This window comes from Pandoraea sp. NPDC090278, assembly GCF_044772185.1.
Taxonomy (GTDB): domain Bacteria; phylum Pseudomonadota; class Gammaproteobacteria; order Burkholderiales; family Burkholderiaceae; genus Pandoraea.
In genome coordinates this window covers 1390384-1417361 of the sequence record NZ_JBIVYJ010000001.1, presented here as the reverse complement: position 1 = coordinate 1417361, position 26978 = coordinate 1390384, and the positions used below count along the sequence as shown (strand labels likewise).

At 64.5% G+C, this 26978-nt stretch carries 26 protein-coding genes; 17 read left to right on the top strand and 9 right to left on the bottom strand.

The window, feature by feature from the left end; all coding sequences use genetic code 11:
* The first annotated feature begins 74 nt into the window (after positions 1–74).
* The 6 genes from ACIQWO_RS06115 (at position 75) to tam (ending at position 5080) form a co-directional block, all read left to right on the top strand.
* Positions 75–998 (top strand): M23 family metallopeptidase, encoded by a 924-nt coding sequence (locus ACIQWO_RS06115; RefSeq protein WP_402820588.1) that lies wholly within the window; start codon positions 75–77, stop codon positions 996–998.
* Positions 999–1142: 144 nt separating this feature from the next.
* Positions 1143–2129, top strand: a complete 987-nt coding sequence (locus tag ACIQWO_RS06110; protein WP_402820585.1) for a metallophosphoesterase family protein — start codon at positions 1143–1145, stop codon at positions 2127–2129.
* A 15-nt stretch (positions 2130–2144) separates the two neighbouring features.
* Positions 2145–2531, top strand: coding sequence for a cupredoxin family copper-binding protein (locus tag ACIQWO_RS06105; RefSeq protein WP_402820582.1), 387 nt, complete (start codon positions 2145–2147; stop codon positions 2529–2531).
* Positions 2532–2586: 55 nt separating this feature from the next.
* Positions 2587–3357 (top strand): RNA polymerase sigma factor, encoded by a 771-nt coding sequence (locus ACIQWO_RS06100; protein ID WP_402821856.1) that lies wholly within the window; start codon positions 2587–2589, stop codon positions 3355–3357.
* Positions 3350–4219, top strand: a complete 870-nt coding sequence (locus ACIQWO_RS06095) for an anti-sigma factor family protein (protein ID WP_402820579.1) — start codon at positions 3350–3352, stop codon at positions 4217–4219. The genes ACIQWO_RS06100 and ACIQWO_RS06095 overlap by 8 nt, the downstream gene beginning before the upstream one ends.
* A 45-nt stretch (positions 4220–4264) precedes the next feature.
* A complete protein-coding gene (tam, locus tag ACIQWO_RS06090) occupies positions 4265–5080 on the top strand; it encodes a trans-aconitate 2-methyltransferase (protein ID WP_402820576.1) in 816 nt (271 codons plus the stop codon).
* On the opposite strand, the gene ACIQWO_RS06085 is transcribed toward tam, so the two are convergent.
* The 3 genes from ACIQWO_RS06085 to ACIQWO_RS06075 all read right to left on the bottom strand — a co-directional run bounded on the left by ACIQWO_RS06085 (position 5011) and on the right by ACIQWO_RS06075 (position 8849).
* Entirely contained in the window at positions 5011–6420 is a 1410-nt protein-coding gene (locus ACIQWO_RS06085) for a chloride channel protein (RefSeq protein ID WP_402820573.1), read from the bottom strand. The genes tam and ACIQWO_RS06085 overlap by 70 nt on opposite strands.
* A 112-nt stretch (positions 6421–6532) precedes the next feature.
* Complete coding sequence (locus ACIQWO_RS06080; protein WP_402820570.1) at positions 6533–8047, bottom strand: ATP-binding protein; 1515 nt, start codon at positions 8045–8047, stop codon at positions 6533–6535.
* Positions 8040–8849, bottom strand: a complete 810-nt coding sequence (locus ACIQWO_RS06075; protein WP_402820567.1) for a response regulator — start codon at positions 8847–8849, stop codon at positions 8040–8042. Before ACIQWO_RS06075 ends, ACIQWO_RS06080 begins: the two co-directional genes overlap by 8 nt.
* A 303-nt stretch (positions 8850–9152) precedes the next feature.
* On the opposite strand from ACIQWO_RS06075, the gene ACIQWO_RS06070 reads away from it, so the two are divergent.
* The 6 genes from ACIQWO_RS06070 to ACIQWO_RS06045 all read left to right on the top strand — a co-directional run bounded on the left by ACIQWO_RS06070 (position 9153) and on the right by ACIQWO_RS06045 (position 16575).
* Positions 9153–10238: an ABC transporter substrate-binding protein gene (locus tag ACIQWO_RS06070; protein ID WP_402820564.1), complete on the top strand. Its 1086-nt coding sequence runs from the start codon at positions 9153–9155 to the stop codon at positions 10236–10238.
* Positions 10235–11371, top strand: a complete 1137-nt coding sequence (locus ACIQWO_RS06065; RefSeq protein ID WP_402820561.1) for a FecCD family ABC transporter permease — start codon at positions 10235–10237, stop codon at positions 11369–11371. Before ACIQWO_RS06070 ends, ACIQWO_RS06065 begins: the two co-directional genes overlap by 4 nt.
* Positions 11371–12183 carry an ABC transporter ATP-binding protein gene (locus tag ACIQWO_RS06060; RefSeq protein ID WP_402821853.1) on the top strand — a complete coding sequence of 271 codons (813 nt, stop codon included), beginning with the start codon at positions 11371–11373 and terminating at the stop codon, positions 12181–12183. Before ACIQWO_RS06065 ends, ACIQWO_RS06060 begins: the two co-directional genes overlap by 1 nt.
* 212 nt (positions 12184–12395) lie before the next feature.
* On the top strand, positions 12396–14888 hold the full coding sequence (locus ACIQWO_RS06055; RefSeq protein WP_402820558.1) for a TonB-dependent receptor: 2493 nt from the start codon (positions 12396–12398) through the stop codon (positions 14886–14888).
* Between the two features lie 28 nt (positions 14889–14916).
* Positions 14917–15606, top strand: a complete 690-nt coding sequence (locus tag ACIQWO_RS06050; RefSeq protein ID WP_402820555.1) for a Fe2+-dependent dioxygenase — start codon at positions 14917–14919, stop codon at positions 15604–15606.
* Between the two features lie 78 nt (positions 15607–15684).
* Complete coding sequence (locus ACIQWO_RS06045) at positions 15685–16575, top strand: AraC family transcriptional regulator (protein ID WP_402820552.1); 891 nt, start codon at positions 15685–15687, stop codon at positions 16573–16575.
* Here ACIQWO_RS06045 and ACIQWO_RS06040 read toward each other — a convergent pair.
* Positions 16508–17491, bottom strand: coding sequence for a LysR substrate-binding domain-containing protein (locus ACIQWO_RS06040; RefSeq protein WP_402820549.1), 984 nt, complete (start codon positions 17489–17491; stop codon positions 16508–16510). The genes ACIQWO_RS06045 and ACIQWO_RS06040 overlap by 68 nt on opposite strands.
* 170 nt (positions 17492–17661) lie before the next feature.
* Here ACIQWO_RS06040 and ACIQWO_RS06035 point away from each other — a divergent pair, with 170 nt between their 5' ends.
* Entirely contained in the window at positions 17662–18414 is a 753-nt protein-coding gene (locus tag ACIQWO_RS06035) for a sulfite exporter TauE/SafE family protein (protein ID WP_402820546.1), read from the top strand.
* A gap of 42 nt (positions 18415–18456) precedes the next feature.
* Here the strand turns inward: ACIQWO_RS06035 and ACIQWO_RS06030 are convergent, their stop codons facing one another.
* Positions 18457–19350 carry a LysR substrate-binding domain-containing protein gene (locus ACIQWO_RS06030; protein ID WP_402820543.1) on the bottom strand — a complete coding sequence of 298 codons (894 nt, stop codon included), beginning with the start codon at positions 19348–19350 and terminating at the stop codon, positions 18457–18459.
* 168 nt (positions 19351–19518) lie between these two features.
* Between ACIQWO_RS06030 and ACIQWO_RS06025 the strand changes: the two genes are divergently transcribed.
* A complete protein-coding gene (locus ACIQWO_RS06025; RefSeq protein WP_402820540.1) occupies positions 19519–20049 on the top strand; it encodes a sugar ABC transporter in 531 nt (176 codons plus the stop codon).
* A 48-nt stretch (positions 20050–20097) separates the two neighbouring features.
* A complete protein-coding gene (locus ACIQWO_RS06020) occupies positions 20098–20943 on the top strand; it encodes an MBL fold metallo-hydrolase (protein ID WP_402820537.1) in 846 nt (281 codons plus the stop codon).
* Between the two features lie 18 nt (positions 20944–20961).
* Here the strand turns inward: ACIQWO_RS06020 and ACIQWO_RS06015 are convergent, their stop codons facing one another.
* Positions 20962–22164 carry a YbfB/YjiJ family MFS transporter gene (locus ACIQWO_RS06015; protein ID WP_402820534.1) on the bottom strand — a complete coding sequence of 401 codons (1203 nt, stop codon included), beginning with the start codon at positions 22162–22164 and terminating at the stop codon, positions 20962–20964.
* A 177-nt stretch (positions 22165–22341) separates the two neighbouring features.
* A complete protein-coding gene (locus tag ACIQWO_RS06010; RefSeq protein WP_402820531.1) occupies positions 22342–23271 on the bottom strand; it encodes a LysR family transcriptional regulator in 930 nt (309 codons plus the stop codon).
* A gap of 102 nt (positions 23272–23373) precedes the next feature.
* On the opposite strand from ACIQWO_RS06010, the gene ACIQWO_RS06005 reads away from it, so the two are divergent.
* Positions 23374–24045, top strand: a complete 672-nt coding sequence (locus ACIQWO_RS06005; protein ID WP_402820528.1) for a glutathione S-transferase family protein — start codon at positions 23374–23376, stop codon at positions 24043–24045.
* Between the two features lie 119 nt (positions 24046–24164).
* The gene (locus ACIQWO_RS06000) at positions 24165–24629 is read left to right on the top strand and encodes a nuclear transport factor 2 family protein (RefSeq protein WP_150808821.1); all 465 of its coding nucleotides are present in this window, start codon (positions 24165–24167) and stop codon (positions 24627–24629) included.
* Positions 24630–24665: 36 nt separating this feature from the next.
* Here ACIQWO_RS06000 and ACIQWO_RS05995 read toward each other — a convergent pair whose 3' ends face one another.
* Complete coding sequence (locus ACIQWO_RS05995; RefSeq protein WP_402821848.1) at positions 24666–26003, bottom strand: DUF2252 family protein; 1338 nt, start codon at positions 26001–26003, stop codon at positions 24666–24668.
* A gap of 54 nt (positions 26004–26057) precedes the next feature.
* Positions 26058–26912, bottom strand: a complete 855-nt coding sequence (locus tag ACIQWO_RS05990; protein ID WP_402820525.1) for an NAD(P)H-binding protein — start codon at positions 26910–26912, stop codon at positions 26058–26060.
* Positions 26913–26978: the final 66 nt, after the last annotated feature.

Sequence of the window (26978 nt, the reverse complement as noted above, 5' to 3'; positions counted from 1 at the left end):
TTTGAGTCTTTTCCTATCAAATAACGCCACATCGCCCCGTAGACTGCGTCGTCTTCGACTGAGTTTTACGAGCGATGTCTTTCTCTACTCCTTTCGTTTGGTGCATGCGCGCCGCGTTGGGCAGCGCTGCGCAGCGCCAGCGAGGGCGGGGCGAGTGTACCCGTCCGCCCGGGGCTGCCTTCGCTGTTGCCTTCGGACTTTGGCTGGTCGTGCCGCTGTCGGCGCTGGCGGATGCGGACGGGCCGCTGCAGGCGCATCCGCGACTCACCACGGTACCGTTGTTCGTTCTCGAAGCGCCTGTGTCGATAGTGTCGTGGGCGTCACGTGGTCAATTCGGCAGCGGTGCAAGTGGTACAAGCGCGCCGAACTCTCCTATGCTCGTGTCGGCCGTCGGCCCGTGGATGCCGGTAGGGCTGGCACGTCCGGGTTTGTTTTCCCGGCCGACGAACATCCGCCCGTCAGCACAGACCAAGTCGTTTGTCATGCCGGTCGTCGGGGGGCGCATCACGTCTGAATTCGGCACGCGCCGCCATCCGGTCCGTCGGGTGTCGCACAGTCATACCGGCGTCGACTTCGCCGCACCCGTCGGCACGCCGGTACGCGCGGCCGCCGATGGCGAAGTGTCGTTCATCGGGTTCCAGCATAACGGCTATGGGCGGTACATCGTGATCTCGCACCGGTACGGGAGCGAGACCCTCTACGCGCATTTGTCGGCTGTCGTGGAGAACCTTCGCGTCGGCGACACCGTCGCAGCTGGTGAGCGGATCGGTGACATCGGACGAACGGGAACGGCCACAGGGCCTCATTTACATTTCGAGTTGCGTCGCAACGGAAATCCGGTCGATCCGGGGCCGCTGTTGCGCCAGCGCGCGACGGATGCCGACGGTGTCGGTCACGAATACCAAAAGGCAGTGCTGGACGTCTCTCCGGGCGCGCCGACCTGGGTGACTTATGGCCGTGCCGGCGTGCTTCCCCGCTGGAACTACTCGCCGCTCTGATCCCAGCTTAGAAGTTCGTCCCTTCGCAACGTCGTTCAGGCATTCGGGAATAAATCGTCGGGTGCGCCGGTATTACAGATAACGGCGCGCTCGCAACTCCGTCATGGTGACGAACCGGGCGCCCTCATTCTGTGGAGGTGTGCCATGAGCGGTCGGGATCCGAAGGACGATGGGAAAGACGTAGCCGACGCGCCAGCGATGTCGCGTCGTCGTGCGATGGCCTGTCTGGCGTGGGCCGGGGCAGGCATTTTATGGACGCTCGACGGCGGCGTGCCGCGCGGCCTCCCGCTGGCGACGATGCTGGGCGGCACGACGGCCTCGGCTGCCGAGAAGCCGTCGTCCGGCACGCTCTCGTTCGTCCAGATCAGCGATAGCCACATCGGCTTCAACAAGGCCCCCAATCCCGATCCGGCCGCTACGCTGCAATCCGCCATCGAGCGCATTCGCAGTGCCGCGCAGCGGCCCGCGTTCATGCTGCACACCGGCGATGTCAGTCATCTTTCGCGAGCCGAAGAGTTCGATACGGCGCAGCAGATCGTGAACGGCGCGGGTCTCGAGACCCACTATGTCCCGGGCGAACACGACGTCATCGGCGACGATGGCCGCGCCTTCTTCAGCCGCTTTTCGCCCCGTAGCGCGGGCAACGGCTGGTACAGCTTCGACCAGCAGGGCGTGCATTTCATTGCGCTGGTGAACGTCCTCAATCTCAAGGCGGGTGGCATGGGCTACCTCGGCGACACGCAGCTCGACTGGCTCGCCGCCGATCTCAAGGGCCGCTCCCGTAGCACGCCGCTTGTCGTGTTCACCCACATGCCGCTCTGGTCCGTCTATCCGGCGTGGGGATGGGGGACCGACGACGGCGACCGTGCGCTTGCGTTGCTGCGCCCGTTCGGATCGGTGACGGTGCTCAATGGCCACATCCATCAGGTATTGCAAAAGGTCGAAGGCAACGTGCGATTGCAGACGGCGATGTCGACGGCGTTTCCGCAGCCTGCGCCAGGTGACGGCCCGGGGCCGGGGCCGTTGAAGGTCGACGCAGCGCAACTGCGGCAGACGTTGGGGATTCGCCGCGTCGATTTCACCTCGCTGGACGGTGCGCCGCTGTTGGGCGACACCACGCTGGCGTCATGACCCGGGGGTGTCACCATGAAATCGTCTTCTTCGTCACACCTGAGCCTGCATGCCGCACAACGTCGCACGCTGCTGGCAGGTCTCACCGTCGCGGCGACCGGTATGTTCGTGCTCGCCGGGCGAGCCGAGGCTGCCGCCGCTGCCGCCGATCCGGGCGCAGTCCACATCGATAACTTCACCTTTTCGCCCGCGACGCTCACCGTCAAAGCCGGCACGCGCGTGACGTGGACCAATCGCGACGACGAGCCGCACACCGTCACGAGTTCGTCGAACCCTCGCACGTTCGCATCCGGCGCGCTCGATACCGACGGCACGTTCGCGTTCACCTTCGACAAGCCGGGAACGTACCCGTACTACTGTGCGATACATCCCCATATGACGGGGGTGATCGTCGTGAAATGACCGTGTGCGCGTGCAGATGTGATTCAATGAGCCCACTGACGTTGTTTGCGGATGCCTGCGACGATCATCGCGATGTTGTTCGCGCTGTTGTTCGCAATGTCGCGCGCGGCGTCAGTCCGACTCACGTGGGCACAGTGTTGCCCGATCTCGGGAGATCCCGGTGACCGATGCGGAAACCCCCGGCGCTCAGGCGTCAGGAAGATTCGAAGCGCTGGCCTTGCCACATCTCGATGCGGCGTACAACCTTGCGCGCTGGCTCTCGGGCAGCGCAAGCGATGCGGATGACATCGTGCAGGAAGCCTATCTGCGTGCGCTACGCTTTTTCGACGGTTTTCGTGGCGAGAATGCAAGAGCGTGGCTGCTGGCCATCGTGCGCAATACCTGGATGACCGAGTGGCGGCGCCGCTCCGACGCCGCCGACGGCACCCCGTTCGACGAAGCCATGCACGGTTCGCACGAGGCGGATCGTCTGCCGGGCTGGGACGACGCGTCACCGGGCGATCCGGAAATGCTGGCCGTGCGCCGCGACGAATGTGCGCTGGTGCGCGAAGCGCTCGCGGGCTTGCCTGTCGTGTTCCGCGAAGTGCTGGTCTTGCGTGAGATGGAGGATATGAGCTACCGGGAAATCGAGACGATCGTCGGCGTGCCTGCGGGCACGGTCATGTCGCGGCTCGCGCGCGGCAGACAGATGCTTGCGGCAGCATTGCGCGCGGCGCAGGAGCGCGGGGCGGCAGGCGCTTCATCGACTTCGTCCTCATCGGCGCAAGTGACACGCCTGACGCGCTTGCCGCTCGACGGCACGACTCGGGGAGGACGCGATGAGTAAGCAAGACAATGAGCAAGACGATATCCACAACGACCCCAAAGACCTGTCGACCGCAGGCGAGACAACCACGCTGGGCAAGATGCTGCGTGACGGCTCGCTGCATCACAAAGCGCCGCAAGCGTTGCGTGAGCGGTTGCGCGACGAGTTGGCAAAGGCCGAGCGTCATGCCATCGGACACGAGGCGGTGAGCGCATCGTCCGCGCCCGACGTCCAGCGCGAGCCTATGCAAGATGTAAAGCAGGATGTGAAGCAAGAAGCGAAGCCGCAAACCCGACCTGCGAAACCCGCCAGGTCCACCGGCGTGGAAGCCGCATGGGGGCCGAGTCTTGCGCCGTGGCTGTTCGGTGGCGCAGGCGGTGCGATCCTCGGTGGGCTGGCCGTGGCGATGGCGCTGCTAGTGACGCGTCCGCCCGCACCTGAGCCGGTGCAGGAACCGGCCGCTCAGTCTGGCTTGCAGCCGCAGGAGATCGTGTCGAGCCACGTGCGCGCGCTGTTGTCACAGCATCCGATCGACGTGATTTCGACGGACCAGCATACGGTCAAACCGTGGTTCAACGGCCGCCTCGACTACGCACCGCCGGTCGTCGATCTGGCGGACAAGGGATTCCCGCTCGCGGGCGGACGACTTGACTACGTCGGCGGTCGTACGGTGTCGGTGCTCATCTATCACACCGACAAGCATCCGATCGACGTCTACGTGTTTCCGGCACGCGACAAGGCGTCCGCTGCGCCCATGATCACCGGTAGCGATGGCTATGCGATTGCCCGCTGGCGACGCAATGGCATGACGTACTGGGCAATCACCGACGCGGAACCGTCGCATCTGCGTGTCTTCGTGGAGGCGTTGCAGGCGGCGACCTGATATCGTGACGGCTGTTGATCGATAGCCCCCCCGATGGAGTGATTCATGTCGCAAAACCAGCCGTCGAATACCTCGCACGCCCCGACCAATCCGGCATGGCAGGCGTCGCAGTACGTCAAGTTCGAAGACGAGCGCACGCGTCCCGTGCGCGATCTCGTTGCCGCGATCCCCGAGCTGCCCGGCCGCGATGCCGCGCGCGTCGTGGATATCGGGTGTGGCCCCGGCAACTCGACCGAAGTGCTGGCCGCGCGTTATGCGCAGGCACGAGTCCTCGGGCTGGACAGTTCGCAGGATATGGTCGACGCAGCGCGCAAACGTCTCCCGCAGTTTCATTTCGACGTCGCGGATATCGGTGCGTGGAAAGATGGCCCGTTCGACGTGATTCTCGCGAACGCCGTGTTGCAATGGCTGCCCGATCATGAAACGCTGTATCCGCGTCTCGTCGAGTGTCTTGCCCCCGGTGGTTCATTGGCCGTGCAGACGCCCGACAATCTCGATGAACCCGCTCACCGACTGATGCGCGAAGTCGCCGCCGACCCGCGCTGGGCCGACACGCTCAAAGGCACGGAACGAACCGCACGTCATGGTGCCGCGTTCTACTATCCGATGCTGCGCGCCCTGTGCTCGCGCGTGGATATCTGGCGCACGACTTACTTTCATCCGCTCGCAGGCGGTGCACCGGCTGTCGTCGAATGGTTCAAAGGCAGCGCGCTGCGTCCGTTCCTGACGAAGCTGGACGACGCGTCGCGCGAAGCGTTCCTCGCACGCTACACCGAAGAAATCGCGAAGGCTTATCCGGCGCTGGCCGACGGCACGGTGCTGCTGCCGTTCCCGCGACTCTTCGTCGTGGCCACGCGCTGATCGAGCCAGCGTGCCGTGCAGGCGGCACCGGCGACAGCCAGCAACATCGGCGCAAGGAAATCCTGATTCACGTGCGTGAATTCCAGCGCCAGCACCACGGCCGTGATCGGCATGCGCATCGACACGGCGAGGAAGGCGGTTGCCCCGATGAGGGCTGCCGCGCCAAGTGCGACTTCCATCTCCTGCGGCAACGCGCCATTCCACAATCCTGCCAGTACGACCGCGAGTAACGCGCCGTTCGCCAGTCCCGGTGTGAGCAGACCGCCAGCCGCACCAGCGCGCAAACTGCTCCACGTAAAGAGCACGCGCAACACGAGCAGCACGAATGCCAGCGCCGTCACCAGTTCGCCGTTGAACGCAAGCGATGCCGGGCCCTTGCCGTTGCCCGGCAATTGCGGGTACCAGGCGATGACCAGACCCAGCACCATGAAGTTGGCCAGTGTGAAGACCGGTGCGCGCCAGTCGCGCGGTGCAGCGGCGCGGGCGCTTTCCGTCAGACGCGAGAATGCCCATGCGGCCACCCCGATGAGCGGGCCGCACACGAGGGCCCAACCGACGAGCGGCGCGGTGACGTCGAACGCCGGGAGGGTGTACTGCTGTTCCGCGCCCATGCCGATCCATGCGACAGCGGCCGCAATCGCCGAGGTCGCAAAGGCGGGCAGCACCGCGCGCCATGCGAACGTACCGAGCAGCACTTCCAACACGAAGATCGCGCCACCGAGAGGCACGTTGTAGACGGCGGCGAGTCCCGCGCCTGCACCGCAGGCGACGAGCAGACGGCATTGTTCGGCAGACAGCCCGGCGCGACGCGCCAGTTGGTCGCCGATCAGCGCACCGATTTCACGCGGTGCGACTTCGCGCCCGAGCGGCGAGCCGAGCGCGACCGTCACGATCTGCAATAACGCATGGGCGAGCGTGCTGCCGACGGGCATCGGGCGCGAGCGTCCGACGGCTTCTTTGATGGAGACGAGCTTTGCGCCGTAACGATGCACGGCATACCAGCCGAGCCCGGCAACGACACCGCACACCGTCAGCACGGCAAAGCGACGCTCGGGCGAGGCGGCGGCGACACCGCTCAAGAAGCTCTGCGCACCGAAGACCTGATCCTCGGCATAGCCGAAGGCCAGATGCTGAACGATGTGGAGCAGGGCGGCGAGCAGTGTGCCGCCGATGCCCGCGCCAATGCCCGTCAGCACAGTGACGACGGCGAGCGTCACGAGCGGGGTAACTCGAACGCCCTCCGACTGCGCGGTCTCGCGGCCAGTCGGTGCGATGGCCGTGCGCGGGGTCGGTTGCCCGGTCTGTTGCGTTGGGATTTGCGTGGCTTGCGGGGTGTTCATCGTGCTGCGCCTTAACTCCAGATACTCAGGACGTCCCGACTAATCAGGGAATACCCGGAGTGTATGGCGCAACGCAACATAAGAGAAATGAATGTTGCGTTGATATTTATGATTATTTCGTATGGGTGTCGAGTGCGATGTCCGGACCGGCGACTGGCAGGTGCAATTCGGCACGCAGCCCGCCGCCGGGGCGGTTCGAGAGGATCAGCGAGCCATCGTGCGCCTGTGCGATGGTGCGGGCGATGGCCAGACCGAGACCGGCACCGTCGGGGCCACCGGGCACACCGTCATGCGCCTGTTCAGCGCTCTGACGATGGACCCCGGCGCGCACGAATGGCTCTACGGCTGCCGCCAGCTCGGCTTCGGGAATGCCGGGGCCGCGATCTTCCACCACGATTTCGAGATGCGTGCCCTGCGCCGACAGATGTGCCGACAGCCGACATCCACCGGCGTAGCGCAACGCATTGTCGACAAGGTTCTGCACGCAGCGTCGCAATGTGCGCGGATAGCCGCGTACGGTGCCGCTCGCGCTCTGGTCGCGCACGCGTACGTCGCCGCCTGTCTCTCTCGCGTCTTCCGCCACGGCGCGCAGCAAGGCTTCGATATCGACGTCGCGCAGCGCTTCGCCACTGGGCACGCCACGCACGTGATCGAGCGACGCGGCGATCATCGCTTCCATTTCCATCAGGTCCTGACGAAAGCGTTCGCGTTGCGCCGGGTCGCCGAGCGTTTCCGCGCGAAGCCGCAAGCGAGTGAGTGGCGAGCGCAGATCGTGAGAGACGGACGCGAGAAACGCCGTACGCGCCTGCATCGCTTCGATCAGCCGATGCTGCATGGCGTTGAACGTCTGTGCAGCGCGGCGCACTTCCACCGGGCCGTTCTCGTCGAGGGGCGGGCTGTGAATGTCGCGTCCGAGCCGGTCGGCCGCCGCCGACATGCGCGCCAGCGGACGTAATGCGATCCGCACCGTGATCACCGCGATCAGAATCACGGCAAAAATGCGCGCGAGATAGATGCGGACGAAGTAATCCGCGAACGCCGCGCCGGGACGCAGATCGAGCCCGGCCTGACCCGCCACCACGGCGAGCGACATCCATTGACCGTCTTGCAAACGCACGTCGGCGGCGAGGTGCGCCGTTGGGGCGTGCGCGCGAAGCAGCGTGGCAAGCGCCAGGGGTTCGCCGGTGTCGTCGTATAGCACGACCGGGTGCGCGACGAACGGATGCATCGGACCGAGTTGCGACGTGAGCACGCTGTCGAACAGGTCGTCGGAGAAGTGCGACATCCGTTGTTGCGCGGCAGGGGCGTCGATATTGCGCACTACGACGCCGGTCGCGCGAAGCCGCTGCATGAGTGCGCTGCGCTCGGCGGGCGGAACGACGTCGAACAATTTGACGGCGTCGGCGATGCGCGCGCCGCCCGAGCGCACCGGCACTTCGGCCACGCGGCCGTAGCGGGCGTCGAACCACACAGTGCCCGTGACGAGTTGCGTCGCGAGCATGCCGATGACGAGAATCAGCGCGAGGCGACCGGAGAGCGTGCTTGGCCAGCCAAGATAGCGGCCATAGCGTGCCCATCGCGAGGCGTACGACGGAGGTGCCGTCTGCGCACGGGAGACGTCAGACATGCGAAGCCATCACATCGGCGGCGAGCATATAGCCCTCGTTGCGAACGGTACGAATCAGCGGCGACGGTCGTGCACGCGTATCGAGATGGGCGCGCAGACGGCTCACGCAAACGTCGATGGCGCGATCGTTGGCTGCCCCATGACGACCGAACGCGCAGTCGAGCAGAAAGTCGCGCGAGAGCGGCCGGTGCGGATGCATTACCAGCGCCTGCAATGTGCGGTAATCGGAGCCGCCCAGTGTGATCACGCGGCCCTCCGGCGAAATGAGCTGGCGCGCGAGCGTATCGAGCCGCCATCCGTCGAAATCGAAGTACGCCGCCTGTGAAGTCTGAAGCGGCGCATGGTGCGGTGCGGGCGACGATGACACTGGCACAGCGCGCGCTGCCATCACGCCGTCGGACGTGACCGCCTGTGCGCTGCCCGGCGGCAGACGTGGCCCGCGTCGCAACACTGCCTTGATGCGCGCGAGCAACTCACGCGGATCGAAAGGCTTGGGCAGGTAATCGTCTGCACCGACTTCGAGGCCGACGATGCGATCGAGCAACGTGCTGCGCGACGTCAGCATCACGACCGAGACGTCGCCGCGTGCATGCAACTGTCGGCAAAGCGACAAGCCATCCTCACCGGGCAGCATCAGATCGAGCACCACCACGTCGGTGGGTTGCACGGCGAGTTGCGTCCACATCTGCACGCCGTCGGCGGCGGTCGCGACATCGAAACCCGACTCGCGCAGATAGTCCGAGAGCAGGTCGCGAATCTGCGGATCGTCGTCGACGACCAGCAACCGGGCGACCGAACGCATGGGAGAGACAGATGAAGAAGAGGGGGCGGCCGACATCACAAGGACATTCCAAAGAACGGGAGTCTACCGGCGGGCGCCCGTTTTGCGAGCGTCGCCCATATACCGATACACGCCAATACAAACCAATACATACCGAAATTCCGTCAACACGAAGCCAACACAACGCAACGCTACATTCTAATGGAAATGAGAATGGTTCTTGATTCTATGTTGGATGTCACTGTGATGCGGATGTTTTTCTCTCAGACCGTCAGACGCACTGTGTGCGCGGCGAGCGTTGTACTGTCGATAACCCTGGCGGCCATGACCGCATCCGTGGTTGTCACCCCGGCCCACGCGGGCGAAACCGTTACCGACATGGCTGGACGGCAAGTCACGTTGCCCGACCACGTCGACCGGATTCTGCTCGGCGAGGGCCGTCTGCTATATGCCGTGGCGTTGCTGGAAGGCAAACAGCCGCTCGCGCGCGTCGTCGGCTGGCAGGGTGAGTTGCAATCGCTCGACCCGCAGACGTGGCAGCAGTACGAAAAGATCTTCCCGAAGATCGACACCATTCCGAAGATCGGTCAGTCGTCGGAAGCGACGGTCAGTGCCGAGAAGGCGCTGGCGCTCAAGCCGGACCTCGCCATCTTTAGCATTGGTGGTCACGGCCCCGGGCGGCACAACGCGCTGGTCAAGGAGTTCGCTGCCGCGGGCGTGCCGGTGATTTTCGTGGACTTTCGTCAGAAGCCGCTCGAAGACACGGTGCCGAGTCTGCGCCTGATGGGCAAAGCCATGCACCGCGAAGCGCAGGCCAACGCGTACATCTCGCTCTACGAATCGCAGTTGAAAGCCGTGCGCGATGCGGTGGCGACGATCCCGGCGAGCGAACGTCCGAAGGTCTTCGTGCAGATGCTCGCGGGCGTGTGGCCCGGTTGCTGCCATACGGTCGGCAACGGCAACATCGGCGAGTTCGTCGACGCGGCGGGCGGCGTGAATATCGCGCGTGACTTGCTGCCGGGCGTCATTGGCGACCTGAACATCGAACACGTGATTGCGTCCCAGCCGGACGTCTACATCGCGACCGGCACGCGCGGCAACGCCAATCAGTTGCGCATTCACGTGGGTGCGGAGACCTCGGCGCGAGATGCGCGCGATTCGCTGAACGCCTTCGTGAAGTCACCGGGCATTGCGTCGATCAAGGCCGTGCGCGAAGGCCGCACGCATGGGCTCTGGCACAACTTCTACGACTCGCCGTACAACATTGTGGCGGTCGAAGCGATGCTCAACTGGTTCTATCCGGGCCGCTTCAAACAGATCGATGCGAACGCGACGTTTGCCGAGATTCACAAGCGCTTCCTTGCGGTGCCGTTCAACGGCACTTACTGGACAGACGGAGATAAGCCGTGAGTCTTGCAGGAGAAGTGGCGGATATGTCTCGCGCGTCAGGGCGCGCGTTGCCAGGTGATTCGTCGGCGAAGCTGGCGGCAGAGGACGTTTTGCACGCTGGGGTGGCGAGTGGTTATCGCCGGTTGAATCTGCGTCGTGCGCTCTGGCTCGTTGCTTTGGCGGCGCTGATCGTGTTCGCGTTGGCGCTGGACTTCACACACGGGCCATCGGCGCTAAGCTGGCGCGATCTGTGGCGAACGATCATCTCGCCCGCGACCGCTAGTCCCGACGCGCAGGTCATCGTCTGGCAGATTCGTCTGCCGTACGCCCTGATGGCGGTGCTCGTCGGAGGTGCGCTGGGTCTGGCCGGTGGCGAAATGCAGACGATCCTCGACAACCCGCTCGCCAGTCCGTACACGCTGGGCGTGTCGGCAGCGGCGGCCTTCGGCGCGGCGCTGGCCATCGTGCTCAATCTGCACGTGCCCGGGGTGCCGGACGTGTGGGTCGTGCCGGTGAACGCTTTCATCTTCGCGTTGATCTCGGCGCTGGTGCTCGACGGTGTGGCGCGCTGGCGCGGTCTGCCGACCTCCGGCGTGGTGCTTATGGGCATCGCGCTCGTTTTCGTCTTCCATGCGCTCGTCTCGCTGATGCAGTTCGTCGCCACCGAGGACGCTTTGCAGGGCCTCGTGTTCTGGACGCTGGGCAGCCTCACACGCAGCGACTGGACGCAGGTGCGTGTGTTGGGCGCAGTGCTCGTGATCATGGCGGTGTTGGCATGGCGTCAGTCGTGGGCGATGACGGCGCTGCGCCTGGGTGAAGACCGCGCGGCGAGCTTCGGCATTCGTGTGGCGCGCCTGCGGCTCGTGACACTGATGCGCGTGTCGTTGCTCTCGGCACTGACGGTGTCCTTCGTCGGCACCATCGGCTTCGTCGGACTGGTCGCGCCGCACATCGCGCGTGGCATCTTCGGCGAAGACCATCGCTTCTATCTGCCGGGCTGCGTGATCGTCGGTGCGCTGGTCATGTCGCTTGCGTCAATCGCGTCGAAGACGCTGCTGCCCGGTGTGATCATTCCCGTAGGCATCGTGACGGCGCTCGTCGGTATTCCGTTCTTCCTCGTGATCGTGGTGCGTTCGAGCGGGAGGTCGCTGTGATCGCCTCAACTCACACGCTTGCCCTGTCGGCGACGGGCATCGACGTCACGCTCGGCCGTCGTCACATCCTGCATGACGTGTCGCTGCCGCCGTTGCTTGCTGGCAGCGTCACCGCGTTGCTCGGACCGAACGGCTCGGGGAAATCGACGCTGCTGCGTACGCTCGCAGGACTCGTGTCCGGGCGCGGTGAAGTGACGTTCGGTGGTGAGGTTCTGCACCGCTGCTCGGGCCGCGCCCCCGCGCGCGATGTCGTTTACCTGCCGCAAGCACTGCCCGCTGGCGTGCATTTGCGCGTACTCGAATCGGTGCTGGCCGCCGGGCATGGTGCGCGCCGAGCTGCGCGCGATTCGGTGAGCGTGACAGCCCCGACACCCGCCGTCGTCATGGCGTTGCTGACCCAGTTGGGGATCGAAGCGCTGGCCATGCGGTTTCTCGACGAACTCTCCGGCGGTCAGCGACAACTCGTCGGGCTGGCGCAGGCGCTAATTCGTGCGCCACGCATTCTGTTGCTGGACGAGCCACTGTCGGCGCTCGATCTTCACCACCAGTTTCAGGTCATGCGACTGATTGCGCGCGAAACAGTAGCGCGCCAGATGATCACTGTCGTGGTCATGCACGACCTGTCGATTGCTATGCGACACGCCAACGCGGCCGTGATGTTGCGCGACGGACGCGTGGTCGCCGCAGGCGAAGTCGGCGACGTGGTGACGGCTGACGCCATCGCCCGCGTTTTCGACGTGCAGGCCCGGGTCGAGCGCTGCTCGCGCGGCTTGCCACAACTGATCGTGGACGACGTCGTGACACCCGTCTAGACGCCGTTCGCCACCACGACGCGGCCCGCCGGGCTTCGCTGCTCGAGTCCTCTGCCCAGCAGCCACAGCACCGGCGCGCCCAGCCACATCGCCACGCCGGTCGCGTCGTTTTTTCCTTGTTGTCCGAGTCAGTCCGAACGCATCGGCGGTGTCGCACACCCCGGCGCGCGGGGACGCTTTTTGTCTATTCATCTCATAACGCACAACACCAGATGAAGCACTTGAATTCGATGGAATCCGACACCGCCGACACCGCGTTGGCGCTATTTGCCTTGCCGCTGGGGGCGGCGTCGCAGACGGCTACGCGCCAATCTCGCCTGCGTCTGAACACGCGCATGACGCTGGCCGCCGCGTTGGCCGCCGCGTCGCTGCACGCAGCCGCACAGACGGCACCGGCAACGGAAGCGTCCGCCGCGACACAGCCCAACGGCACAGCAGCTCCGGCGAAAGCCTCAGCGGATGCCGTGGCGCTGCCCGCAACGTCGGTCACCGCCACGGTCGATGCGCCGTACAAGGCCGAGACGGTCTCATCGTCGAAATACACCGCACCGCTGCGCGACATCCCGCAGAGCATCACGGTCGTGCCCAAGAAGGTGTTGGACGAGCAGAACGCGCAGTCGTTGCAGGACATTCTGAAGAACGTCCCGGGCATCACGTTCATGTCAGGCGAGGGCAATCTGGGCTGGGGCGACCTGTTCTCGATTCGCGGTTTCTCGTCTGAGCAGAGCATTACCATCGACGGCGTGCGCGACGCGGGTCTGTCGAGCCGTAACGACACGTTCGATCTCGATCGTGTGGAGGTCTACAAGGGCACCGGGACCATCGAGTCGGGCGTGGCGGCGCTGGGTGGCTCCGTCAATCTCGTGTCGAAGGAAGCCGAACTCGGCAGCTTCTATCGTTCCTCGTTCGGACTGGGGAGCGATAACTACCGACGCATGACAGCCGACCTGAATCAGCAGCTCGGCGATTCCACGGCGCTGCGTCTGAACCTCATGTCGCATCACAACGGCGTGGCCGGGCGCGACGAAGTGAAGAACGACCGCTATGGCATTGCGGCGTCGCTGGGTCTCGGGCTGGGCACCAGCACCCGCGTGATCTTCGACGTCTTCCATCAGAAGGACAACAACGTGCCCGACACGGGCCTGCCGATTCAGCGCGGCAACGGTGGTCAACTGATGCCAGGTGTGCAACAGAGCAACTGGTACGGCGCAGCGGGCATCTACACACAGCAGACCGAAAGCACGTCGCTGTCAGGTCGCATCGAGCATGACTTCAACGACACCACGCGAATTCGCAGCCAACTGCGCTGGCAGCGCACGGACAACTTCTCCGTGCTGTCGCCCGCGCGCTTCTTCGCGGCGACCGCCAACGGCAACAAGGTCTGTACCGGCACGCGTTGCGCGACGCTCGGCTATGCGGGTGTCGGGCCGCTGTCGAGCATCGGTGGCGTGAATTCGTACACCGATTACACGCTGACGGGGGCGCAGTACGGCATTCTGCGCGGCAGCAATTTCGGTAACTCCACGCGTTATCAGATTCTCGATAACCAGACCGATCTCAAGTTCACGGCGAACACCGGACCGTTCAAGCATGACGTGGTGACCGGCTTCGAGCTGTATCGCGAGACCTACGGTGGCAACCCTCGCGCGGCCTACATCCCGGCGGGCGACATGTTCTTCAACATGGCGAACCCGTCGAATTCGTTCGCGGGCACCTGGTCGATGGAGGGCAACAACCAGTCGAGTTCGACCGTCAACGACGCAGCCATCTTCGCCAGCGACACGATCACGCTGTCGCCGCACTGGCAGGTGCTTGCGTCGTTGCGCTACGACCGCTGGCGTGCGGAGACGAACTCGCCGACGGGTGCCACGCTCACGTCGAGCACCAACGGCGCGTGGAGCGGCCGTGCGGGTCTCGTCTACAAGCCGGTGGAGCCGGGCAGCATTTACGTGTCGTACAGCCGCGCCACGCAGCCGACCGCCATTGGCGCGAGCACGAACAACCTGATCTACGGCACGGCAACGACGGCCAAGTACGACCCGGCGACGTCGCAGACATACGAGCTGGGCACGAAGTGGGATCTGGCGGGTGGTGCACTCGGCCTCACGGCGGCGGTCTTCCGTACCGAGCTGAGCAACTCGTGGCAGTACACGAGCGACGACACGTCGCCCGTGCGGGCGCTTCCCGCCAAGCGTGTCGACGGTGTCGAACTCGGTTTGCAGGGCAACATCACCGACAAGTGGTCGATCTTCGCGGGCATCTCGCGCATGAAGAGCCGTATCACCAAGGGCGCGAACGAGGGGGCTGAGGCGGCCAACGTGCCGGACTGGAGCGGATCCATCTGGACGTCCTATCAGGTCACGCCGGACCTCGCGCTCAGTTACGGCGTGCAGTACGTGGGGCATCGCCGCTATACGGACAACCGCTATGTCGGCGGCCAGAACAACAACAGCAGCAATGCGTCGGGGCCGTCGGGGGTGAACCCGATCTACACGGCGGACAACGAGAAGGCGCCGAGCTACTGGGTGCATAACCTCGCGGCGCGCTATCGCGTGAACCGCCATGTGCACGTCAACCTGAACCTGAACAATGTGTTCAACAAGTTCTATTACGCACAGATCGGCGCGTCGCTCGACGGCTTCCAGTTGTACGGCGTGCCGGGCGCAGGACGTACGGTGACGGTTAGCGCCGATATCGCGTTCTGAGCGTGGTCTGAACGAAAGGGAAAGCACCATGATGATCGAGATTCCCGGCGTCTTCAGCCGCGACGAAGCGCGCGCTCTGTGCGAGCAATTGCAGGCGCAAACGTGGGTCGACGGTAAAGCGACGGCGGGCATGCAGTCGGCGCAGGCCAAGGAAAACCGGCAGCTTCCGGAGGACGACCCGTGGGGGCGTCGTCTGGGTGACGAGATTCTGCGACGTCTGTCGCAGGACGCTGTGTTCATGTCGGCTGCGCTGCCGCGTCGGATCTATCCGCCGCTGTTCAACCGGTACGAGGGCGGCGAGGCGTTCGGGTATCACGTCGACAACGCCGTGCGCGGCATCAAGGGCGCGCGCGAGCGGGTGCGCACGGACTTGTCCGCCACGTTGTTCCTCGCGGAGCCGGATAGCTACGACGGCGGCGAACTGGTGGTGCGCGACAGCTTCGGCGAGCGCGCCGTCAAGCTGCCCGCCGGTCACATGGTGCTTTACCCCGGCACGAGCGTGCACAAGGTCAATCCGGTTACGCGGGGCGTGCGGCTGGCCTCGTTCTTCTGGATCGAGAGTCTGGTGCGTGACGACGCCCAGCGCAGCGTCTTGTTCGACATGGACGTAGCGATTCAGCGTATGACGCAGCAGGGAGCCGATCGGGTCTACGGCGAATCGCTGGTGCAACTGACTGGCAGCTATCACAACCTGCTGCGGATGTGGGCTGACGTCTAGCCGCGAGGATGGTGAGCGCTCCCGGCCGTCCTGGTGCTTGCCGGACGGCCGTGTGCGACGCAGTGTAAAGTAGCGGGCATGGATGCCTTGTTTCAGCCCGTTCAACCGTTTCAGCCGTTCCGCAATGCCCCTTTGTACTGGCGCTCGACGCTCGTACCCGGGGGCGACATGCTCACGGCCGAATACAACGACCATACGTTCGCGCCGCACTGGCACGACACGTACACGTTCGCGTGCATCGTGGCCGGAGCGGAGCGCTATGCGTACCGAGGCGGCGAGCACGTGGCGGACGCCGGGTCGATCGCCATCATCCATCCCGGCGAAGTCCACACGGGCGCGCGGGAAACCGACTTTGGCTGGCGTTACCGCGTGTTCTACCTGCCCGTCGGCTTTGTGAAGGGCGTGCAACGTCAGTTGGAAAGTCCGCTGGATATGCCGTGCGGGGCGTCGTCGGTGGACGAAGCGATGCCCTGGTTCGGCGAACACGTCATTTACGACGTGCAGGCCATGGACCGGCTGCTCGAAGCACATCGACTGCTTCAGATCGGCGCGGATCCGCTATTGGCCGAAAGCGTGCTGATCGAAGCCGTGTCGATGATGCTGGTCCGTCACGCGCAGGCGCGCGTGCCAGCGCTGGAGATGCATCGCGACGCCGTGCGCGTCGAGACGATGAAAGCGCGTCTGTCGGCCGATCTCACCGAATCGCTCTCACTGACGGCACTCGCCGAAGCCGTCGATCTTTCGCCGTTCCATGCGGCGCGTCTGTTCTCCCGCGAGACCGGACTCGCACCGCATGCGTGGCGCAATCAGTTGCGTCTCGTGCGCGCGTTGCCTGCACTGCGCGCCGGAGCCTCGGCAACCGACGTCGCGCTCGCACAGGGCTTCAACGATCTGTCGCACTTCACCCGGTACTTCCGTCGCGCGTTCGGCGTGTCGCCCGGGAAGTGGAGCGTCGGGCCGGGGGCCTAACCTGTGAAGCAGGGGCGTGTGCTGCTTCATGTGCGGCTGCATGCACCCACGTCAGGAAATCCCGCAACGGTCTCGATTTGTCGGCGTCGCGTGGCACGAGCGTGACGTAGGTCGCCCCATCCGCCTGAATGTCCGGAAACGGCATCACGAGACGACCGGCCGCCAGTTCTCGATCAAGCGTCGGCGTGCAGCCGATACCCAGCCCCAGTCCATCCACCACCGCCTGCAAGCTCACGTGATAGTGGTCGAAGCGATGGAATCGCACCGGCCGAAGCGCAGGCACACCCGCCACACTCAACCAGTCTTCCCAGGCACCGACGCGCGTTTGCGTGGCGACGAAGGTGTGCTTCGCCAGATCCTTCAACCGACGTAACGGCAGCGCTTCCAGCAGCGAGGGGGCGGCCACGACGCTTGCGCGTTCGGTGAACAGCAGCGTCCTCTCATAAGGCTGCCATTCGGGGCGCGCTGGCGGATCGCGTCGGATGGCGACGTCGAACCCGCCGCGAAACGCCGGATCGGCCCCGCTCGACGTGGTGACGACCACCTGCACATCCGGGTGGGCCGCATAAAACGCAGGCAGCCGCGCGATCAGCCAATGCATGGCCAGCGTGGTCTGCGCGTTGACGCGCACCACGCGCGTTTGTGGCGCTTTGCCAAAGCGCAGCGCGGCGTCGCCAATGAGGTCGAACGCTGCACTGATCTCGGCCGCGAAGGCCCGTGCGTGGTCCGTCGCGACATTGCGCTGCCCCTGACGGACGAACAACGTTTGCCCCAGCCACTCTTCAAGCAAGGCGATCTGACGGCTCACGGCACCGTGCGTGATCGACAATTCCTGCGCAGCGGCGCTGAGGCTCTCGGCGCGTGCGGCGGTTTCGAAAACACGCAAGGCATGCAACGGCGGTAGTTGGCGCGACATGTTGGGGCTCTGGGAGGCGACGTCGTCAATGAACTGTGACTTTTTATCACAGAAGGGCGGCGAATTTGTCGATGGTGTGAGTGTGCATCATGCTTTATCGTCGCGGCTAAGGTTCACGCTGCCCGAGACGGCTTGATAGCGTGACGGAATCGGCAAATCGCGAGGCACGGATGTTGGCAGGACTCTTGGCGGGACACGCGTGGGGCATGGTCATGATCGCCATCGTCGGAACGGCGGCGGGGGCGGTCAGCGGGGTAGTCGGCACGGGATCGTCGATGATGCTGCTGCCGGTGCTGGTGTACACGTACGGTCCAAAACAGGCGGTGCCGATCATGGCCGTCGCGGCCATCGTCGGTAATCTCTCGAAGGTGGTGGCGTGGTGGCGCGAAATCGACTGGCGCGCTGTGCTGGCCTATTCGGTGCCGGGCGCACCGGCGGCAGCCCTCGGTGCGAAGACGCTCTGGAGCCTTCCGTCGACCGCCGTCGATATCGCGCTGGGGTTGTTCTTCGTCGCCATGGTGCCGACCCGGCACTTCCTTCGCCGTCATCAATTTCGTCTGTCGCTCTGGCAGTTGGCGGTGGTGGGCGCAGTGATCGGTTTCCTGACCGGCATCGTGCTGTCGACGGGCCCGCTCAGCGTTCCCGCATTCGCCGCGTACGGCCTGTCGGGCGGTGCGTTCCTCGGGGCGGAGTCGGCCAGCTCCGTCTTCATCTACGTGGCCAAGGTGTTGATGTTTTCGGGACTGGGTGCGCTGCCACCCGCAGCCTGGGCCAATGGCCTGATCGTCGGCATGACGCTGATGCTGGGCACCATGCTCGGCAAGCGCTTCGTCCTCGGCATTACACCGACCGTCTTCCAGCGCTTGCTCGATACGATGCTTGTCGTCTCCGGCGGCGTGATGTTGAGTGCGGCGTGGCGTTGAGTTGAGTGGGCGCGCATCCGTCGCCCAATCTACCTGCGGGCATCAGGCAGGCGTCGCGCCTGCCTCATTGAGTAGCCAGTCCGAGAACGTGCGAATCGGTCCCTGATGCAATTCGAGTGGTTCGGGCAGCACCAGACAGAAGTTCTTCGCCACGGCGCTGTCTTGCGGCCAGGGTGCGACCAAACGACCTTGTTCAAGCTCTGCCCCGACGTAAAGACGCGGCACCAGCGCCACGCCCAGACCTGCCAATGCGGCTTCGATCAGCATCGCGTGAAGGTCGTAACGGGCACCTACGGCAGAGTTCGTCAGCGTGATGCCCGTGCCCTGCGCGTAATGCTGCCAGGCGTCCGGATTCTGGCGACGATGCAGGCGCGGCAGATCGTCTAGCGACGCGTTTTCTCCCGCGCGGGCCAACAGCGACGGACTGCACACCGGAATCAGCACTTCCTCCAGCAGACGATGCACATGCATCCCGGCCCATGCCGGATGCTCGAAGTGGATCGCTGCATCGAAACCGCTGCCTGCCAGCAGGAATGGCGCCATGCATTCCGAGAGGTGGACGGTAATGTTCGGATGCTTGTCCTGAAAACGCGCCAAGCGGGGGATGAGCCAGCGCGTGGCGAAGGTCGGTGTCGCCGCAATATCGAGACTCGCGCCCTCGGTCGGTTGCCCCATCAGATACAGGCTGTCGCGCTCCAGCCGATCCAGCGTTTCGCGCACCTGCGCGGCATATCGCGCACCGTTCGGCAGCAGCCGTACCCGGTTGCCGATGCGCTCGAACAACGCCACCTCCAGAAATTCCTCCAGACGTCCGATCTGACGGCTGACGGCACCTTCGGTGCGGGCCAGTTCGTCGGCGGCACGCGCGAAGCTTCCATGTCGGGCGGCAGCCTCGAAGGCCAGTAGGGCGGAGTGGCTCGGAATTTTGCGGCGCATCTGGGTTCGTTCGGTGGGAAGGCAAAGGCAGTCAGCTTGATTAAATGTCACTGAAGGCTGATCGGAAATCGTTATGGGCGTGGAAAACGCCAGATTAGCATTACGTTAATGCAATGAAAACGCACGATTCACATGCGAATGCTCAACCTCCCGGAACGACGAAACCTCATGATCTACACCGTCGAATGCACCTTCGCCGACCCTGCGAGCGAAGCCGAATGGAACGACTTCTATAGTCGCGAAAAACTGCCCGCGCTCATTTCGGTGACGGGTTTTCAATCGTCGCAACGATTCAAGGCGGTTACCGGGGGATGCCCCGTGTATCTCGCCATCCATACGGTCGACGGGCTGGACGTGCTGACCAGCGACGAATATCGCCAGAGGGGCGGTGGCAACTTCGCGCGGTGGCAGCAGCACATTACGGACTGGCACCGAAATCTGTACAGCGACATCGGCTTGGCACCTGCCGTGCGGATCAACGAGCGTCTGGCGCTCTGCGCAAGCGGACCCGAGCCGCTGACCGACATGGGGCTTAAGCCGCTCGCGATGCAAGCGGTGGCGTTGGAGAAGGCTCCGGCGTACCGCTGGCTTGCCGTGGTGTCCGCCGACGATGCCGTGCGTCTCGCCGAGCCGCCGCAAGGCGTGCATCTCTACTCGCCGATGGGCGAACAACTCGCGCGCAGCGAGACCCCGCGCTGAGACGCGCCGAATGTCGGCGTACGCAACAACCCGTTCAGGAGTCGCAAGATGTCTTTCTCTCACTTCCCTCGCCAGCAGATCGGCGATTTCACCGTGACCGCCATCAGCGACGGCTACCTCACGGCAAGTTTCGAGTTCCTGTCGAATATCGATGCCACCGACGCCGACAGCATTCAGCGTGCTGCCGGTGAGTCCAATCCATTGGCCGTCCACATCAACTGCTACGTGGTGCAAGGGGGTGGACGCACCGTCCTCATCGACAGCGGGGCGGGTGGCATCAAGCAGTGGGGTGGGCATCTGAATGCGAACCTTAGGCATGCGGGGATTGCACCCGATGCCATCGATACCGTGCTGCTCACGCATGCACATCCGGATCACGTCGGTGGGTTGATGACGTCGGATGGACAGTGCGCGTTCCCGAACGCGGAGCTTGTCGTCAACGAGAGAGAGCTTGCGTTCTGGCAGGACGACGCCAATCTGGCACGCGCAAGTGAACGGGCGCGGGGCAACTTCAAGATCGCGCGCGGTGTGTTCGATGGCTACCACGATCAACTGCGCACCTTCAGCACCGGTGAAGTACTCCCCGGTATTCAGGCGATGCCGCTACCCGGACACACGGAGGGCCACACTGGTTTTCTAGTCGCATCGCACGACGCGGGGCTGCTCATCTGGGGCGACATCGTGCACTTCCCGCACATCCAGATCCAGCGGCCCGAGGTCACGATTGCGTTCGATCAGGATGCCTCGCTTGCCGCGGCGACCCGCTCGCGGTTGCTCGATAGCGTCAGCGCTGACGGCGTGCTGATCGCAGGGATGCATCTGGGCGAGCTTGGCTTCGCCAGGATCCGTCGCTCGAAGGGCGAGTACGGTCTCGCGTACGAGACCGATGCCTGATCATCGCTGAGCGCGGCGTCAGGCCCGCGCCATCCTCGCCGCGATGAGGTTCACCGCCAAGCCGAGCGTCATGGCGACGCCGCCCACGACGAACAGCAGCGAGTAGTTGCCGGACGTTGCCGCGAAGAGGAACGACAGCCCGTAGGCAGCGCCTGCCTGAAAGGTGGCGAAGCTGGTCGTCGCGGTACTCCACGCGCCTTTTTGCGCGGCGGGATGATGGGCGAGGAGTTCGTTCACCCGGCCGAGTACGAGCGGCACGATGCCCGGCGTGAATGCGCCCATTACCATGCTGGAGACGATCAGGGCGGGCAACCCGAGGCCAAGCACCGGCAGGATCACGGCAAACATCTGTGCGACGTACGCGACGCGCAAGGCACGCGCAAAGCCAATGCGATCGGCGAGGTGTCCGACAAAAAGCGGTCCGACGATGGCCCCCAGTCCGTACAGCACCCAGTAATTCGCCCCCGCATCGAGCCCTTTGCCCAGACCGCGTGCGACGTAATCGACCAGGAAGATCATGTGCGGCACCAGTGCCACGGCGTTCAGCGCGTACTCGATATAAAGCGAGCGCAACGTGATGGGGACGGCAGGGCGGTGCTTCGGATGTGCGGCCGTCGCTGCTGCCGCTGGCGCACTCGCGGGCCAGCCGCGCCACGCCACGACCGTGAGGACCAGCGACAACACGCCGAGTCCGATCCACGTTTGCGCGAGGCCCTGACGCAGCAACAGCGGCACGAGCGTGCCCGATGCGGCGATTCCCAACCCAAGACCTGCGAAGATCGCGCCGCTCACAATGCCGCGCCGCGACGGCGTGACGTGCGCCAGCACAGAAGGAGCGGCAATCACCATCAACACCCCGCCCGCGAAGCCCGAGACGAAACGCCATGAGAAGAACCACAGAAACGAAAGTGGCCATGCGCAGGCAAAGAATGCCGCGACAACCAGCAGCATCATCACGCGCAGGATCGTCACGTTCGACGCATGACGCGACAACACGCGCGCGCCCAGCGCACCGGCGAGATAGCCGCCGAGATTTGCGGCACCCAGATAGGCCGCCGTCGAGGGCGCGAACCAGTGGGCGCCGATGATCGCGGGGAGTAGGGCGGTGTAGGCGAAGCGGGCAAAGCCGATACCGATGAGACTCGCGCAGGCGGCGCAAAGCGTGGCGCGCCAGGCGTTGAATGGGGCGGTCGATGTGCCGCCGAGGACTGCATTGGACATGAGGACTCCGGGGGACGCTACGTCGCGTCGCGTATCGAACGGCGCGGCGCGCAAAGGCGATGGAGTCAGTGTAGGTTGCTGCGGTGCGTCAGAGAACGGCTGTGCGTCGGAAGTCATTCTTCCGCGCGACGTACGAATCGGTGCCCGTTTTGCCCGTCCGATGTGGCGGGTCACCCCTTAGCGCTTGCCTGCCGCCAGCTTGTGCGCATGCGAGAAATGCTTGCGCAGACGCGGCACCGCGAAGTCCACGAACGCACGCACTTTCGGCACGGCCAGCCGTCCCTGCGGGGTGATGACGTGCACCGGCATCGGCGGATGTTCGTAGTTCTGGAGGACGATCTGCAACGCCCCGCGCTCCAGTTCGTCGACGATGTGATACGAGAGCATGCGCGCCACACCGTGCCCCGCCACGACCGACGCGATGGCCGCCCGGATCGAGTTGACGATCAGGCGCGGCGTGAACTGGACGATCTGCGGTACGGTGCTGCGCCCCGTGGGCGGGAAGCGCCACGAGTCGATGCCGAAATACGTCATGGAAACGATGCGATGTTTCGCGAGATCGGCAGGTGTTTCGATGGGGGGGTGTGAGGCGAGATACTCCGGGGACGCGGCGATGATGCGTCGCACTTCACCGACCTGCGTCGCTACCAGTGACGAGTCGGGCAGGTGTGCCACGCGGACCGCCACATCGACGCCTTCGTCGATCAGGTTCACCGGCAGGTCGCTCATTTGCAGACGCACCACAACGTCCGGGTAGCGCTCGATAAACGCTTCGGCGATCTCGCGCATGAACGTCTCGCCCGCGGCGAGCGACATGGAGACGGTCAGTTGTCCGCGCGGTGCAGACCGCTCACCGGCGGCGATGACATCGGCTTCCTCGAGGTCGAGCAGAATGCGTCGGCAGGCGGCTGCATAGCGCTCGCCAGCGGCGCTGAGCTTGAGCGTGCGCGTGGTGCGATGAAGCAGCGCGGTGCCGGTGTGCGTCTCCAGATAGGCGATGGCGCGGCTCACCGCGGCGGCCGAGCGTCCGAGACGCCGGGCTGCTCCGGCGAGGCTGCCTTCGTCGACGGTGGCGACGAAGACCTTCATGGCGTCGATTCGGTCCATGAGCTAACGATGATGGCGAAGACGGTCAAGCGTACCCGAAACCCCCGAAACCGGCTAATGCGGCGACAATGGCGTGCGGATTTCCCGCCGGAGCCAGACACCATGCTGACGGTTCATCACCTGAACAACTCCCGCTCACAGCGCGTGCTGTGGATGCTCGAAGAGCTTGGGGTGCCGTACGATCTGCAACGCTACGAACGCGATCCGAAGACGATGCTCGCGCCGCCGGAACTGCGCCGCATTCATCCGCTCGGCAAATCTCCCGTCATTACCGACGGCGATCTGACGCTGGCCGAATCGGGCGCGATCATCGAGTACCTGACCGACCGCTACGGTCAGGGACGTCTCGCGCCGCCACGCGACACGCCCGAGCGTCTGCGCTGGACGTACTGGTTGCATTATGCCGAGGGCTCTGCAATGCCGCCGTTGCTGCTCAAACTGGTTGCCCTGCGTATTGCCAGCGCGCCGATGCCGTTCTTTGTACGACCCATCGCGCGCAAGATCAGCGGCACGCTGCAATCGAGTTTCGTCGATCCGCAACTGGCGCTGCATTTCGGCTATGTCAACGACGCCTTGACCAAGACCGGATGGTTCGTGGGCGATACCTTCAGCGCGGCCGATATTCAGATGAGTTTCCCGCTGGAGGCCGCTGCGGCACGGGGAGATGCGAAAGACCGCTGGCCCGCGATCGCCGACTTCCTCGAACGTATCCATGCACGCGACGCTTACCAGCGTGCGCTGACGCGCGGCGGTCCTTACGAACTGCTAAGCTGATTGCTCGCCCGCGCCACACCACACATTTGCCAAACGTTATGAAAAATCCGATTGCTTCGTTGCTCGCCACCGCCGCCGTCTGCCTTGTGGCAACGGCGTCCGTTCATGCCGCCGAAGGTATGGCGCCGTTGCCCGGTTCGGCGATTTCAGCGGCCGCCACCGAAGGACTGGGCGCATCGGGCAGTGCGACGCCTGCCGTGCCCGCGTCGCAACTGGCCGCGAACAAGCAGGCCGTGCTGGCCTTCTATGAAGCGGGGTTGAATCGCAAGGACTTCGCTGCCGCGCGTCAGTATCTGGGCGACAAGTACATTCAACACAACCCGAATGCGCCCGACGGTGTCGAAGGTTTTGGCAAGTTCGTCGACTTCCTGCGCAAGAATCAGCCGGACTCGCATAGCGACATCGTGCGCGCGTTCGCCGACGGCGACTTCGTCATTCTGCATGTGCGCAAGGTGCCGCATCCCGGCGATCTGCCGATTGCCATCGTCGACATCTTCCGTCTGGAAAAGGGCAAGATCGTCGAACACTGGGACGTCTCGCAGCAAACCCCCGCGAAGACCGTCAGCGGCAACTCGATGTTCTGATTTTCCGGCATAACGACATGCGGACGCGCGCTCGCGTTAGCCGGGCGCGTCGCCGGAGAACAGACGTTTGCAGTGTTCGAGGTAAGCAGCTTCGTGTTCGCTCGTGAGCTGAACCACGCTGGTCCAGAGCCAGACCGGCGTGTCGATGGTCTTCGAGCGGTTGCGTTGCAGGTCGGCGAGCCACGCACGACAGGTGGCGTCGTCCATTTGCCGCGCGTGCGCGTGGCCGACGACACCCCCGAGGTACTGCGCCACTTCGGCGGCGTCGTGCTGCGTAAGGGTGTCGATCTCAAGCTTCAGGTCCTGCGGTAGCAACTCGCGAATCACGACGGAGCGATCCATCAGTCGCGCTGCACGCATGCGCTCGCCAAGCGATGGTGACAGATGTCGCGCGCCGGTGACGACACGTTCGGCGTTGTCGCGAGGCATGCGAACGCCCGCGTAGCGAGGCGCTGCCGCTTTCACACCTTCTTTCAGGTCCATGAGACAGAGGTCGTCGCCCTGCACGACGCCACCGTCCACGTCTAGCAACACGGCGTAGCGCAGACGTCCGAGCGAACTGCACCCCTTCACCCAGTAGGCGGCATCGAGCACTTCGACGGCACCGTCGTTGGGCCGTCCGCGCAATGACGTGGCCAGACTCGCGATGGTGTCGAGCTGAAACAACGCGTCGATCTGCTTTTGCTCCGTCGCGCTCAGGGGCCAGAAGCGTCTGCCCAGTGGAATCTTCGGGTGAATGTCCTCGATGCGCTCCAGCGCCAGATGCTTCCATGAGCGTTTGACCGCACGTCGCATGATCAGATCGACGATCTCAGGGCGCTCGTCCTGTGCCTTCCCGTTGTGCGATTTGGCGCGCCCCTTGCCGTTTTTCGAGCCGCGCGATTTGCTGGCTTTCGGATCGTCCTTGCCATCGCTTCGCTCAAACGCCGCCATATAGCCATGCGTGAGCGCTTCGAGCATGTGGATGATGGTCAGCCCGGAGAGCGCGGAGCCGCGCGCGGCGCTGGCCAGCGAGAGGGCGAGGCGGATGAGGTCGTGGACGGGGTTGCCGATGACGGTCTGGTCGAGATCGCGGATCAGCACGTCGACGTGACCGTGGGCGTCCGCGAGCGGGCCGAGATTGCCGGTGTGACAGTCCCCACAAATCCAGATGGCAGGGCCTTGCGGCAGATTGACGTCGGCCTCGGCCAGCCATTCGTAGAATCGTGCGGTGCTGCCGCGCACATAAGCGTGGGGTGATCGCGCCATCTTGCGATCACGTTCACGGGTAAGTCGTTCCAACCGGGCCTTGGGCGTGGCCCATTGTTTCTTCTTACCCGCTTTGACGCGCTTGCCGTTCGCCATTCGACGCTCCCTGAGGGCGCGTCGCGCCAGCCACGCAGGTGGCTGGACGCGATGCAATGTGCCCAGTGTCGGGCAAACGTTGCATCAATGGCAAGCGGCGAGCGTCTTGAGGACGTCGGCAAGCGAGGTCGTGCCGCGTCGCGGCGTGCCTTCGAACGTCATCCAGCCCTGGTTGAAGCCGTCGAGCATTTGCATGCGCGGCGTGGGGTAACGCATACCTTGTGCGAGGAATCGCGCTTCCCATTCATCGCGCGCAATGACTTGCGGCGCGACATCTCGACCGAGCGCGTGGCCCAGCGTCTTTGCCAGCAAGTCAGGCGAGACGAGTTCAGGCCCGCACAACTCGACGACGCGCTTGCCCGCCCAAGGTTCGCGCAGCAGATGGGCGGCGGTCGTGCCGACATCGGCGGTGGCGACCATCGGGATCGCCCGGTCGAGCGGCGACAGGTAGCTCTCCAGCACACCGTCCGTGCGGGCACGTACCACGTCCCACGCCGCGTTCTCCATGAACCATGCCGCGCGCAGGAAAGTCACCGGCAGGTCGAGTGCGCCGAGGTGCTGTTCGAGCAGTGAGAGTTGCGAGAGCAGGCTGGGCTGGGTGGCTTGCGCACCGACGGTCGACAGGCAGACCACGCGCGCCGGTCGTGCGGCCTGCAGCGCTTTGACAATCCCCGCGATATTGGCGCGCGACTCAGCGAAGTCGGGGGACGGATCGAAGTGCGGCGGCAGCAGCACGAACACGCCTTGTGCACCGGTGAAGGCGCGGGTGAGGGCGTCGGCATCGGCCACATCGGCGATGGCGACGTCGCAGCCACGGGCTTGCCATGCCGCGCCCTTAGCGGCGCTGCGCACCACGGCGCGTACAGCGTCGCCCTGATCGAGCAGCGTTTGAGCGACGACACCGCCGACTTGTCCGGTAATTCCAGTAATGGCGTACATCTCGAATCCTTGAATAGATCGCGGTCCCTACCGCGCTGGTCGCTATTCTCGACAGATGTCATGCAT

Bases quoted from the DNA above. Each gene is read 5' to 3' on its own strand.
- ACIQWO_RS06050 (WP_402820555.1), top strand. From the start codon at position 14,917: ATGATGATCGAGATTCCCGGCGTCTTCAGCCGCGACGAAGCGCGCGCT.
- ACIQWO_RS06075 (WP_402820567.1), bottom strand. From the start codon at position 8,849: ATGCGTTCGGTCGCCCGGTTGCTGGTCGTCGACGACGATCCGCAGATT.
- ACIQWO_RS06000 (WP_150808821.1), top strand. From the start codon at position 24,165: ATGGCGCCGTTGCCCGGTTCGGCGATTTCAGCGGCCGCCACCGAAGGA.
- ACIQWO_RS06015 (WP_402820534.1), bottom strand. From the start codon at position 22,164: ATGTCCAATGCAGTCCTCGGCGGCACATCGACCGCCCCATTCAACGCC.
- ACIQWO_RS06020 (WP_402820537.1), top strand. From the start codon at position 20,098: ATGTCTTTCTCTCACTTCCCTCGCCAGCAGATCGGCGATTTCACCGTG.
- ACIQWO_RS06080 (WP_402820570.1), bottom strand. From the start codon at position 8,047: ATGTCTGACGTCTCCCGTGCGCAGACGGCACCTCCGTCGTACGCCTCG.
- ACIQWO_RS06115 (WP_402820588.1), top strand. From the start codon at position 75: ATGTCTTTCTCTACTCCTTTCGTTTGGTGCATGCGCGCCGCGTTGGGC.
- ACIQWO_RS06010 (WP_402820531.1), bottom strand. From the start codon at position 23,271: ATGGACCGAATCGACGCCATGAAGGTCTTCGTCGCCACCGTCGACGAA.
- ACIQWO_RS06035 (WP_402820546.1), top strand. From the start codon at position 17,662: ATGTTGGCAGGACTCTTGGCGGGACACGCGTGGGGCATGGTCATGATC.
- ACIQWO_RS05990 (WP_402820525.1), bottom strand. From the start codon at position 26,912: ATGTACGCCATTACTGGAATTACCGGACAAGTCGGCGGTGTCGTCGCT.
- ACIQWO_RS06110 (WP_402820585.1), top strand. From the start codon at position 1,143: ATGAGCGGTCGGGATCCGAAGGACGATGGGAAAGACGTAGCCGACGCG.
- ACIQWO_RS06085 (WP_402820573.1), bottom strand. From the start codon at position 6,420: ATGAACACCCCGCAAGCCACGCAAATCCCAACGCAACAGACCGGGCAA.
- ACIQWO_RS06030 (WP_402820543.1), bottom strand. From the start codon at position 19,350: ATGCGCCGCAAAATTCCGAGCCACTCCGCCCTACTGGCCTTCGAGGCT.
- ACIQWO_RS06005 (WP_402820528.1), top strand. From the start codon at position 23,374: ATGCTGACGGTTCATCACCTGAACAACTCCCGCTCACAGCGCGTGCTG.
- ACIQWO_RS06070 (WP_402820564.1), top strand. From the start codon at position 9,153: ATGACCGCATCCGTGGTTGTCACCCCGGCCCACGCGGGCGAAACCGTT.
- ACIQWO_RS06040 (WP_402820549.1), bottom strand. From the start codon at position 17,491: ATGTCGCGCCAACTACCGCCGTTGCATGCCTTGCGTGTTTTCGAAACC.
- ACIQWO_RS06095 (WP_402820579.1), top strand. From the start codon at position 3,350: ATGAGTAAGCAAGACAATGAGCAAGACGATATCCACAACGACCCCAAA.
- ACIQWO_RS06045 (WP_402820552.1), top strand. From the start codon at position 15,685: ATGGATGCCTTGTTTCAGCCCGTTCAACCGTTTCAGCCGTTCCGCAAT.
- tam (WP_402820576.1), top strand. From the start codon at position 4,265: ATGTCGCAAAACCAGCCGTCGAATACCTCGCACGCCCCGACCAATCCG.
- ACIQWO_RS06105 (WP_402820582.1), top strand. From the start codon at position 2,145: ATGAAATCGTCTTCTTCGTCACACCTGAGCCTGCATGCCGCACAACGT.
- ACIQWO_RS06055 (WP_402820558.1), top strand. From the start codon at position 12,396: ATGAAGCACTTGAATTCGATGGAATCCGACACCGCCGACACCGCGTTG.
- ACIQWO_RS06025 (WP_402820540.1), top strand. From the start codon at position 19,519: ATGATCTACACCGTCGAATGCACCTTCGCCGACCCTGCGAGCGAAGCC.